Here is a 10,719-nt window from a genome sequence, read left to right as displayed (position 1 = left end):
ACTATCAGCCTCTCCTCTGAATTCCGAAATCCGGTCTTCTCTGCGAACGCGGAGAACCGAACCGGTTTCTCAAAGGGAGATGAGGTCGGACGTCACAGGCGCCATTGGCGCCGGACGGAGGTACGAGAGTACAGATGGACAGACGCAGAGGCAAATCGGGTCTGCGGGCCCGGACAGGCCGCCACACGCGCGCTCACCGGAACCGGCGGCCCCCATGTCATACGCTTCTGATCAGCTCGCCGATTCAGGACAAGTCAGGACACACGACGACGGTGACCGCTCGGTCCCCGCGCCCGGGAGGCTTTCCATGACCACCGTGACGTCCCCGCTGGCCGGGCGTGCCATCGGCCTCGCGGCCGTGCCGGATCCGGTGTTCTCCGGAGTGATGGTGGGGCCCGGTACCGCCGTCGACCCGGTCCGTGAACCGTCCGTCGCTGTGGCCCCGGTCGACGGCATCGTCGTATCACTGCACGCGCACGCCTTCGTCGTCGTGGACGGTGAGGGGCACGGGGTGCTGACGCATCTGGGCATCGACACCGTGCAGCTGAACGGCCAGGGCTTCGAGTTGCTGGCCGCCAAGGGCGACACCGTACGGCGCGGTGACCCGATCGTCCGCTGGAACCCGGTCGAGGTGGAGGCCGTGGGGAAGTCTCCGGTGTGTCCGGTCGTCGCGCTGGAGGCCACTCCCGACGCACTCGCCGACGTGGCCGAGGGCGTCGACGTGCCTTCCGGCGGCACGCTGTTCACCTGGCGGTGACCCACCGCCCTCTCGCCGGCCGCGGGGCCTTCGCGGGCGGCGGGCAGGAGGCGGACGCGTCCCGCCTACGAAACTGAACCGGCCGGAGATCCGGAGACGGGTGAGGGTGAGATGGAGACAACGCTTCGAGGGGTCGGGGTCAGCCACGGGTTGGTGATCGGCGAGGTGCGGCACATGGGGGCCGCCGAGCTGGAGCCGCCGACCCGGCAGACCACCCGGGACGAGGTGCCGCACGAGCGGAGGAGAGCGCGCCAGGCGGTGGAGGCCGTGGCCGCCGACCTGACCGCGCGGGGGAACCTCGCGGGCGGCGAGGCCCAGGCCGTGCTGGAGGCACAGGCCATGATGGCCCGGGATCCGGAGCTGATCGCCGATGTCGAACGGCGCATCGCCGTGGGCAGCACAGCCGAGCGCGCGGTGTACGACGCACTCGCCGCCTACCGGGCACTGCTCGCGGGGGCCGGCGACTACCTCGCCGGGCGGGTCGCGGACCTGGACGACGTGCGGAACCGGATCGTCGCCCGGCTGCTCGGGGTCCCGATGCCGGGGGTGCCGAACAGTGACAGGCCCTATGTGCTGGTCGCGCGTGATCTGGCGCCTGCGGACACCGCGCTGCTGGATCCGTCGCTCGTCCTCGGTTTCGTGACCGAGGAGGGAGGCCCCACCAGCCACAGCGCCATTCTGGCCCGGGCGCTGGGAGTGCCCGCGGTGGTGGCCCTGCCGGGTGCCGTCGAACTGGCCGAGGGGACGGTCGTCGCGGTGGACGGCAGTACGGGTGTGGTCACCGTGGACCCGGGCCCGGAGCAGCGCGAGGAGATGCTCAGGGTCGCCGGGGATCGCAGGGCCGCGCTCGCGTCCGCCACCGGCCCGGGTGCGACATCCGACGGGCACAAGGTGCCGCTGCTGGCGAACATCGGCGGTCCGGCGGATGTGGCGGCCGCCGTGGAGGCGGGCGCGGAGGGTGTCGGCCTGTTCCGTACCGAGTTCCTGTTCCTGGAGTCCGCGGGGAAGGCACCGTCGGAGAAGAAGCAGGTCGAGGCGTACCGGCAGGTGCTGGAGGCGTTCCCGGAAGGACGTGTCGTGGTGCGGGTGCTGGATGCGGGCGCGGACAAGCCGCTGGAGTTCCTCACTCCCGCCGAGGAACCCAACCCCGCACTGGGCGTGCGCGGGCTGCGTACGCTGCTCGGCCGTCCCGAGGTGCTGCGCACCCAGCTGCGGGCGCTCGCCAGGGCCGCCGAGGGGCTGCCGGTGTATCTGGAGGTCATGGCGCCGATGGTTGCCGACCGGGCCGACGCCAGGGCGTTCGCCGACGCCTGCCGGGACGCGGGGCTGCGGGCGAAGTTCGGTGTGATGGTGGAGGTCCCCTCGGCCGCGCTGAGGGCCCGGTCGGTGCTGCAGGAGGTGGAGTTCCTGTCCCTGGGCACCAACGACCTGGCGCAGTACACCTTCGCCGCCGACCGGCAGGTGGGCGCGCTGGCCCGCTACCAGGATCCGTGGCAGCCGGCGCTGCTGGATCTGGTGGCCATGTCCGCGGAGGCTGCCGGGGCCGAGGGCAAGAGCTGCGGTGTCTGCGGTGAGGCCGCCTCCGATCCGCTGCTCGCGTGCGTGCTGGTCGGGCTGGGCGTCACAAGTCTGTCCATGGGTGCGAAGGCCATTCCCCACGTACGTGCGGAGCTGTCCAGGCGGACCATGGCGCAGTGCGAGCGGGCGGCGGCCGCCGCCCGTGCCTCAGACGGCGGCGAGCAGGCGCGGGCGGCCGCGCAGTCGGTGCTCTCCGGGGAGTGAGCGTTGCCCCTCGGGGACTGAGGTTCCGGCCGTCCCGCGGTGGGACGGCCGGAACCGGAGGGCGGGAGTCAGACGTCGTCCTTCCGCCATCCGTGCCTTCGGTTCTCCGCCGTGTGCTCCGGCAGCGGGAAACCGGCCCGGTAGACAAGGCCCGGCTCCGGTGGGACCGGGCCTCCGGTGCGGGCGTCGGTGCAGTAGGCGGAGAAGACCTCCGCCTCGGTGAGGGGGCGGAGGCGGCCGTCGTTCAGGCTCCAGCCGCGCACCTGCTCGTCGCCGTCGCGGACGGTGCGCATCACCACTCCCCCGGGCCGTCCGGTGGCCAGTCCCGCGGCGAGCACCGCGCGGAAGACCGGCTCCTCGGCGGTGGCCGGCCCCGTACCGCCGCGTGGGGAGCGCTCGATGTGGAGGACGGCGACGAGGGGCCCGGTGGACCCGGTGACGCTGCACACCAGGTGGTGGGTGCCCGGGCCGGCTCCGGCGGTGAGCCGGTCCAGGATGCCGGAGGCGGCGTCGAGGGCCTCTTGCCCCAGGTCTTTGCCGCAGCCGGGGCAGGGGCCGAGGCCGGTGAGGGTGTCGGTGGCGCGTTCCCCGGCCTCCTGGCGCTCCCAGCCGTCGAGCAGCAGGGGCAGCAGTCGGTCCAGGGACTGCCCCCGGTAACGGACGGTGGCGCCGGTCGCGGCGATCTCGGCCACGTAGCGCGCACGGCTGTCGGGGGTGTCTGGGTCGATCCGCTCCTGGGCGCAGAAGTACGCGTAGTCGTCCGGCTCGAAGAGACCGACACGGGTGTGAACGCCCTGGGCGGTGAGCGAGCGCAGCAGTCCTTCCGTCTGCCGCAGGTAGCGGTGGTGGTCGTCGAAGGCGAACGTGGTGTAACGGCGCATGGCCGCGAAGCCGGCCGGATCGGCCACGACGGCGACCGTGCTGGGCGCCTCGCGGCGCAGGGCCCTCCGCGCCGTCTCCGGCCTGTGGTGCTCCCGCCTTTTGCGGTGTGCCATGTCGTCAGCCCCCTCGAAGGTGTGTTCAGCTTGTGACTCACCGTAATCGAGGGGGCTGACAACGGGCCTCGGGCAGGCTCAGGAGGTGCGGCGTTCCCTGGCCAGGCGCTCGTAGAAACGCAGTAGCGCCACATCGTCGACCGAGCCGGGGTTGACCGCCTTGTCGAGTTCGGCGCCCTGCAGGAGGCGTTTGACCGGGACCTCCAGCCGCTTGCCGGTGAGGGTGTGGGGGACGCCCTCGACCTCGATGATCTCGTCGGGGACGTGCCGGGGTGAGAGCTGTTCGCGGATGGCCCGCTTGATCCGGTCGCGCAGGGCGTCGTCGAGGCGGGCGCCCTGCGCGAGGTGGACGAACAGGGGCATCCAGTAGCCGCCGTCGGGCTGTTCCGCGCCGATGACGAGGGACTCGCGGATCTCGGGGAGGCGTTCGACGACCTCGTAGATGTCGGCCGAGCCCATGCGGACGCCCTGCCGGTTGAGAGTGGAGTCGGAGCGGCCGTGGATGACGACGGTGCCGCGCGAGGTGAGAGTGGTCCAGTCGCCGTGTCGCCACACGCCGGGGAACATCTCGAAGTAGCTGTCGCGGTAGCGGGAGCCGTCCGGGTCGTTCCAGAAGCGGATCGGCATGGACGGCATGGGGCGGGTGACGACCAGTTCGCCGACCTCGTCGACCAGCGGCCTGCCGTGCGGGTCCCAGGACTGCAGGTCGGTGCCCAGGCCGGGGGCCTGGAGTTCGCCGATGTGGACGGGGAGGGTGGGGACGGCGCCGGCGAAGCAGCTGCACACGTCGGTGCCGCCGCTGACGGAGGCGATCCACATGTCCTGGGCGACCTCGTCGTGGATCCAGCGGAATCCGTCGGGCGGAAGGGGGGAGCCGGTGGTGGCGACACACTTGACGCGGGAGAGGTCGAGGTCGCGGCCGGGGTGGACGCCGGCCTTGCGGCAGGCCATGACGTAGGCGGCGGAGGTGCCGTAGAAGGTGGCGCCGGTGCGTTCGGCCACGCGCCACTGGGCATCGGTGCCGGGGTGGCCGGGGCTGCCGTCGTAGAGGACGACGGTGGTGCCGGTGAGCAGGCCGGAGACGAGGAAGTTCCACATCATCCAGCCGGTGGAGGTGTACCAGAAGAAGCGGTCCCCGGGGCCGAGGTCGCAGTGGAGGCCGAGCTGCTTGAGGTGCTCGACCAGGATGCCGCCCTGGGACTGGACGATGGCCTTGGGCAGCCCGGTGGTGCCGGAGGAGTACAGCACCCACAGCGGGTGGTCGAAGGGGACGGGCTCGAAGACCGGTTCGGTCTGCGTGCCTTCGGCGGCGGTCAGGGCGTCCCACTCCAGGGTGCCTTCGGGGGCCGGGGAGCCGAGCAGGGGGATGTGGACGACGGCGCGCAGGGAGGGCAGTTCGCGGCGCAGTTCGGCGACGGTGTCGGTGCGGTCGTGCTCCTTGCCGCCGTAGCGGTAGCCGTCGACGGTGAACAGGACGACCGGTTCGACCTGCTGGAAGCGGTCCAGGACGCTGCGGGCGCCGAAGTCGGGGGCGCAGGAGGTCCACACGCCGCCGACGGCGGCGGTGGCCAGCAGGGCGACGGCGGCCTGGGGGATGTTGGGCAGGTAGCCGCTGACGCGGTCGCCGGGGCGCACCCCGAGGCGGCGCAGTTCGGCGGCGAGCGAGCCGACCTGGCTGCGCAGTTCCGCCCAGGTGACGGGGACCGGCTCGTGGCTCTCGTCGACGTACAGCAGGGCGGGGGTGCCGGCGCGGGCCGGGTCCTCACCGGCGCGCAGGGCGTGCTCGGCGTAGTTGAGGGTGGCGCCGGGGAACCAGCGGGCTCCGGGCATGGCGGGGTCGGCGAGGACGGTCTCGCACGAGGTGGTGAAGCGTACGTCGAACCACTCGGTGACCGCCTGCCAGAAGGTCGCGAGTTCCTCGACGGACCAGCGGTGCAGCGCGGCGTAGCTCGCGGCCGGGTCGCCGGGGGCGGCGGCCGGGGCGCCGAAGCGTTCGGCGGCCCATGCCTGGAAGCGGGTGATCCGGGCGCCCTCGATCCGGTCGGGGCCGGGGCTCCACAGGGGCTCCGGCTGGTCTGCGGTCGTTGGTGCGGCGCTGTGCGCGGCGGTCATGGCGGCTCCCGGGCTGTTTTCACGCTTCGTGTGCGTTCGCCTCCCCGCACCGCTCGGCCCCTGGGATGGTGGCCAAGGGCGTGCGGGTGCGCGGCGGCTGTGCAGGACTGTGCCATGTGATCGGTTTCCGCACCAGGGCCGCTCCCCCATACCGGGGGGCCTGACGGTGTGGTCCAACCACGGGGGGACGTCCGGTGAACGATGGTTGAACGCGGCGCCTGCCGCTCGCCGGTGATGGCACTCTGATCAGCATGGATGCACGTGGCCTGGTGCGGTCGGTGAGGTTGGTCGGTGCGGCGCGGGGGTTGCGTGCGGCGCGGTCCGCGTGGCGGGGGCGGCGCGCGGACGCCCGGGCGCTGCCGCGCGGCGGCCGGGAGCGGGCGCGGGTGCCGGGGCCGGCTCGGGGGGCGGAGCCGCGGCCGGGCGGTGGGGTGGTTCACTTCGAGCGGTCGTCGCTGCGGGTGCGGGTGACGGCGGGCGGGATGGTCTTCTGCGGCTGGGACGGCGCGGCGCCCGATCCGTCGTACGCGCTGGCGGGCTCGTATCCGCAGGCGGACCCGCGTGCGGTGCTGGAGCCGGACAAGGACGGCGGCTGGCGGGTGGTGTCCGAGCGGGTGCTGGTGACGGTGACCCGGCTGGGTGCGGTGGAGGTGCGCACCCCGGGCGGTGTGGTGCTGCGCCGTGATCAGCCGCCGCGCTGGTGGGAACCGGCGGACGGTGCGGAAGGGGACGCGCGGGGCGGTGCGGGGAGCCGCTGGACGCAGCGCTCGGAGGTGCCGGCGGACGCGCGGTTCTTCGGCCTGGGCGGGCGGGCTCCGGGGCCGAGGCTGCGCGGCGGACCGTACCGGCTGTGGAACGCCGGTACGGTTCCGTTCCGGACCGGGCGCGGGGCGCGGTCGCTGACGATGCCGGTGCTGTGGGTGGTGGCGGACGCGGGCGGCCATCTGGTCTTCCACGACAACTCCTGGGACGGTCTGGTGACGCTGCGTGAGGGCCTGGAGGGCGCGGGTTCCGGTCACGACCGGCCGGGCCGGTGCGAGGTGCGGATGTCGGGCGGCCCGCTGCGCTACTGGGTGCTGACGGGGGCGCCCTCGCGGGTGCTGAACGGCTGGCGGGCGCTGACGGGTGCGCCCGTGCTGCCGCCCCGGTGGGCGCTGGGCCACCAGGCGGGCCTGTGGGGGGCGGGGGGCGAGCGCGAGGTGCGGCGGGTGGTGGCGGGGTACGCCGGGCGAGGGCTGCCGCTGAGCGCCGTGCATCTGGGGGCGGGTCACCACCGGGGGCGGCGGGGGTTCACGGTGGACTCCGGGCGGTTTCCGGACCTGCCGGCCCTGGCGGAGGCGCTGCGCGGGCCGGACGGGAGCGGAGTGCGGCTGGTGTCGTGCGTGGATCCCGCGGTGCGGGCGGAGCCGGGTGAGGCGGTGTACGACGGCGGGCTCGGCGAGGACGCCTTCGTCCGGGATCCGGTGGGCGAGCCGGTGCGCGGGCTGGGACCGGCGGGTGAGGCGGTGTACCCGGACTTCACCGATCCGCGGGTGCGCAAGTGGTGGGGAGGGCTGTACTCCGAGAGGCTGGCGCGGGGGTTCGCCGGGTTCTGCCACGAGATGAACGATCCGGTCTCCCTGGCGGTCTTCGGTGACGCGACGCTGCCCCGGTCGTCCGGACACTGCCTGGAGTCACGCGGCGGCGACCACCGGGAGGCGCACAACGTCTACGCCCTGGCGATGGCCCGTGCGGGTTTCGAGGGACTGCGGGGTCTGCGGCCCCATGAGCGGCCGTTGCTGCTGTCGCGCTCGGGCTGGGCGGGTCTGCAGCGCTACGGCGGCACCTGGACGGATCAGACGTCGGCCGGCTGGGAGGGGCTGCGGGACGCGCTCGCCCAGGTGATCGGCCTGGGGCTGTGCGGGGTGCCGTACTGCGGCGCGGACGTCGGGGGGCCGGCGGGGTCGCCGCGGCCGTCGCCGGAGCTGTACCTGCGCTGGTTCCAGCTGGCCGCGTATCTGCCGCTGTTCCGTACCCCGGCCGTGCCGGGTCCCGGGCGGCTGGAGCCGTGGGAGTTCGGTCCGGAGGTGCTGGAGCACGCGCGGGCGGCACTGCGCGAGCGGGAGCGGCTGCTGCCGTACTTCACGACGCTGGCCCGGCTGGCGCACCGTTCGGGGGCTCCGTACGTGCGCCCGCTGTGGTGGGCCGCGCCGAAGGACCGGGCGCTGCGGGAGTGCGAGGACGCGTTCCTGCTGGGGGACGCGCTGCTGGTGGCGCCGGTGCTGGAGCCGGGGGTGGTGCGCCGTACCGTACCGCTGCCGCGTGGGCGGTGGTACGACACGGCGACGGGGCGGGTGCACAGGGGCCCGGGCCGGGTGGTCGTCGAGGCTCCGCGAGCGCGGATACCGGTGCTGGCCCGGGCGGGGTCGGTGGTGCCGGTGGCCGGGCCGGAGGGCGGGATCGAGCTGGAGGTGTGGGCTCCGCCGCCCGGGCGTACGGGTGGCGGGGTGGTGGCAGCGGACCCCGGGGACGGCTTCGGGCGGGTGGAGCTGGAGCGGTTCTCGGTGCGGGTGCTGGACCGGGATGTGGTGGTGGTGCGGGAGGGGAGCTCGGAAGTGGGGTACCCGGTGCGGGTGCGCGGCTCGGGGGCGTGAGCGCGCGGAGGGCGCGGGGCGTTCGCGCGGGGCGCGGGCGGTCTTCCGCGTTGTGCCGGGCACCTGGTAGACGGAGGGGTCATGCCGATCAGGGAACCGATCAGGGAACCGATCACTTCGCCGTCCGCGCGACCGGGCGGGAAACATCCCGCGCGAAGGCACGTGGCACGCGTCCCGGTGGCCGCGGTCCTCCTCGCGCTCGCCGTGCTCCTCGCCCCCGCCGTCCTCGTCGCCGCGGCGCCGTCCGCGCGGGCCGAGCCGGAGCCGAAGGCGCCGCCGGAGTTCGTGGCACTCTCCGAGGTGGATCCGACGATCCTCCAGGAGATCCGCTACACCACATCGCACAACTTCGTCGGCGATCCCGTGGACGGGTACCGCAAGCCGATGTGCCTGCTGACCCGGAACGCCGCCGAGGCGCTGCGCCGGGCGCAGTGGAAGCTGCTGTGGCGGGGGTACTCGCTGAAGGTCTACGACTGCTATCGCCCGCAGCGGGCCGTGGACCACTTCGTGGCGTGGGCCCAGGAACTCGGCGACCAGCGGATGAAGGAGGAGTTCTACCCCCGGGTGGACAAGACGCGGCTGTTCTCGGACGGGTACATCGCCGAGCGCTCCGGGCACAGCCGGGGTAGCACCGTCGACCTGACCCTGGTCCGGCTGCCCGCCTGGCCGACCCGGCCGTATGTGCCCGGTGAGCCGCTGACGCCGTGCTTCGCGCCCCGGGAGGAGCGCTTCCCGGACAACTCGGTGGACATGGGGACGGGCTACGACTGCTTCGACACCCTCTCGCACACGCTGGACCCGCGGATCACCGGTGAGCAGCGGGCCAACCGGCTGCTGCTGAAGGAGGCGCTGGAGGAGGTGGGCTTCGTGAACTACGAGGCCGAGTGGTGGCACTACTCCTTCCGGCGGGAACCGTTCCCCGACACCTACTTCGACTTCCCCGTGCACCCCAGGTCGCTCACCGGACGCTGAGCGGCTCCCACCGGCCGCGTGTACCGCCCGGCGCCGGCGTGCCGGGCGGGGCGGTACGGCACCACCCCCGTGGGTCCCGTACCGCCGTCGTCCGGTGATGGGGACGCGGCCCGCTCCACGGCGGTTCTGGATTCGGTGCGCTGTCACCCGTTCGCCACGTTTCCCGGATTCTCCGCCCGCGCCCGGGGCGGCGGGCGCGAAGCGCGGAAATACTCGTGAACTCTGCGCGAACAACCCCTCCGGGTGCCTTCGGTGGCAGCATGCTGATGCCGTGCATGCCTGGACGAGCCACCTCCGATTCGCCTACCAGCCGGTCGTGGACCTCGGGACCGGTTCCGTTACGGCCCTGGAGGTCCTGGCCCGCTGCGGGAGAGGCGATGTCCTGGCCGAGGCGTGCCGCGATCCGGAGCTGGACGCCGAGCTGGCCGCGCTGGCCCTGCGGTCCGCCGCACGCCGGGAAGGACTGCTGCCCCTGCACGTCAACGTCTTCGCCGCCACCCTCGCCGGCCTCGGCGACCTTTCCGCACTGCGCCGGGCCGTGCGGGAGGCCGGCCGCCGGCCGTGGGAGGTGACGCTCGACATCACCCCGCGGCCGGCGTCGGCGCCCGGCGGGGCGCCGGTGCCCCGCGAGGCGCTGCTGGCGGCGGTCGGCGCGCTGCGCGAGGACGGTTTCCGGATCTGCGTGGACGGGATCGGCGCCGGGGACCCGTCGCTGCTGCTGCTCGCCGACCTCTCCCCCGATCTGCTCAAGGTGGACGCCGCCGTCGTGGCCGGGCTGCCGCACCGGCCCGCCTACCGTGCGGCGGTCGCCGGGCTGCGGCGGTTCTGCGACGGCGTCGGGGCGCTGCTGGCCGTCGAGGGGGTGGAGACCGAGCTGCAGTACGCGTCCGCGCGGGCGGTCGGCGCGCACCTGGCGCAGGGGCATCTGTTCGCCCCGCCCGCGCGCCGTCCGGCCGTCGAGGTCCGTGTGCCGGTGTGTCCGCCCGCCGCTCCGCCGGACGGGAGGGACTCGCAGGGGCCGCCGGTCTCGGAGTTCCTGCATCCCGCGGTCCTGCTGCCGCTGTCGGCCTCCGCCTCCCAGGTGCGGGCGCTGCTCACCGGCTCGCCGGAGGTGACCGGGGTGATGCTGGTGGACCACGACGGTGTGCCGGTGCGCGCGGTGGACCGGGACCGCTTCCTGCTTGCCATGTCGGGCCGCTACGGCCACGCCCTGTACGCCGACCGGCCCGCGGTCCGGCTGGCGGACCGGCCCCGCACGGTCCGGGTGGGCGCAACCGCGTGGGAGGTGCTCGACGTGGTGGCCGCCGGGGACAGCGGCCGTACGGCCGACGACGTGGCGGTCGTGGACGAGGCGGGACGCTGCGTGGGGGTGGTGCGGCTGGCCGAGGTGATCAGGGCGCTGGCCGACAGCCGTATGGAGGACGCCCCGGGGCCGGACCGGCTCACCCGGATGCCCCGCCCGGGCGCG

Annotated in this window: 6 protein-coding genes and 1 pseudogene; 5 read left to right on the top strand and 2 right to left on the bottom strand. The window is 74.0% G+C overall.

Features of this window, described 5'->3' with window-relative positions:
• The first annotated feature begins 307 nt into the window (after positions 1-307).
• Both IQ279_RS22830 and ptsP read left to right on the top strand, forming a co-directional pair.
• Positions 308-757 (top strand): PTS sugar transporter subunit IIA, encoded by a 450-nt coding sequence (locus tag IQ279_RS22830; RefSeq protein WP_206350996.1) that lies wholly within the window; start codon positions 308-310, stop codon positions 755-757.
• A 111-nt stretch (positions 758-868) separates the two neighbouring features.
• Complete coding sequence (gene ptsP, locus IQ279_RS22825; RefSeq protein WP_206350995.1) at positions 869-2,539, top strand: phosphoenolpyruvate--protein phosphotransferase; 1,671 nt, start codon at positions 869-871, stop codon at positions 2,537-2,539.
• A gap of 68 nt (positions 2,540-2,607) precedes the next feature.
• On the opposite strand, the gene IQ279_RS22820 is transcribed toward ptsP, so the two are convergent.
• Positions 2,608-3,534: a DUF8829 domain-containing protein gene (locus tag IQ279_RS22820; RefSeq protein ID WP_206350994.1), complete on the bottom strand. Its 927-nt coding sequence runs from the start codon at positions 3,532-3,534 to the stop codon at positions 2,608-2,610.
• A 78-nt stretch (positions 3,535-3,612) separates the two neighbouring features.
• On the bottom strand, positions 3,613-5,646 hold the full coding sequence (locus tag IQ279_RS22815) for an acetoacetate--CoA ligase (protein ID WP_206350993.1): 2,034 nt from the start codon (positions 5,644-5,646) through the stop codon (positions 3,613-3,615).
• A 251-nt stretch (positions 5,647-5,897) separates the two neighbouring features.
• On the opposite strand from IQ279_RS22815, the gene IQ279_RS22810 reads away from it, so the two are divergent.
• The 3 genes and pseudogenes from IQ279_RS22810 to IQ279_RS22800 all read left to right on the top strand — a co-directional run.
• Positions 5,898-8,279, top strand: a complete 2,382-nt coding sequence (locus IQ279_RS22810; RefSeq protein WP_206350992.1) for a glycoside hydrolase family 31 protein — start codon at positions 5,898-5,900, stop codon at positions 8,277-8,279.
• Positions 8,280-8,441: 162 nt separating this feature from the next.
• Positions 8,442-9,251, top strand: a complete 810-nt coding sequence (locus IQ279_RS22805) for a M15 family metallopeptidase (protein WP_372445216.1) — start codon at positions 8,442-8,444, stop codon at positions 9,249-9,251.
• 271 nt (positions 9,252-9,522) lie between these two features.
• Positions 9,523-10,707: pseudogene (locus tag IQ279_RS22800) on the top strand (EAL domain-containing protein); the annotation flags it as partial.
• Positions 10,708-10,719 lie beyond the last annotated feature (12 nt).

The sequence above is a fragment of the Streptomyces verrucosisporus genome, assembly GCF_017114865.1.
Classification (GTDB): Bacteria; Actinomycetota; Actinomycetes; order Streptomycetales; family Streptomycetaceae; genus Streptomyces; species Streptomyces fenghuangensis.
The sequence above is the reverse complement of the archived record's forward strand: the minus strand, read 5'-3'. Positions and strand labels throughout refer to the sequence as shown.

What these genes read in the sequence shown, in the direction of transcription:
- IQ279_RS22830 (WP_206350996.1), top strand. Translation starts at nt 308, where the DNA reads ATGACCACCGTGACGTCCCCGCTGGCCGGGCGTGCCATCGGCCTCGCG.
- ptsP (WP_206350995.1), top strand. Translation starts at nt 869, where the DNA reads ATGGAGACAACGCTTCGAGGGGTCGGGGTCAGCCACGGGTTGGTGATC.
- IQ279_RS22820 (WP_206350994.1), bottom strand. Translation starts at nt 3,534, where the DNA reads ATGGCACACCGCAAAAGGCGGGAGCACCACAGGCCGGAGACGGCGCGG.
- IQ279_RS22815 (WP_206350993.1), bottom strand. Translation starts at nt 5,646, where the DNA reads ATGACCGCCGCGCACAGCGCCGCACCAACGACCGCAGACCAGCCGGAG.
- IQ279_RS22810 (WP_206350992.1), top strand. Translation starts at nt 5,898, where the DNA reads ATGGATGCACGTGGCCTGGTGCGGTCGGTGAGGTTGGTCGGTGCGGCG.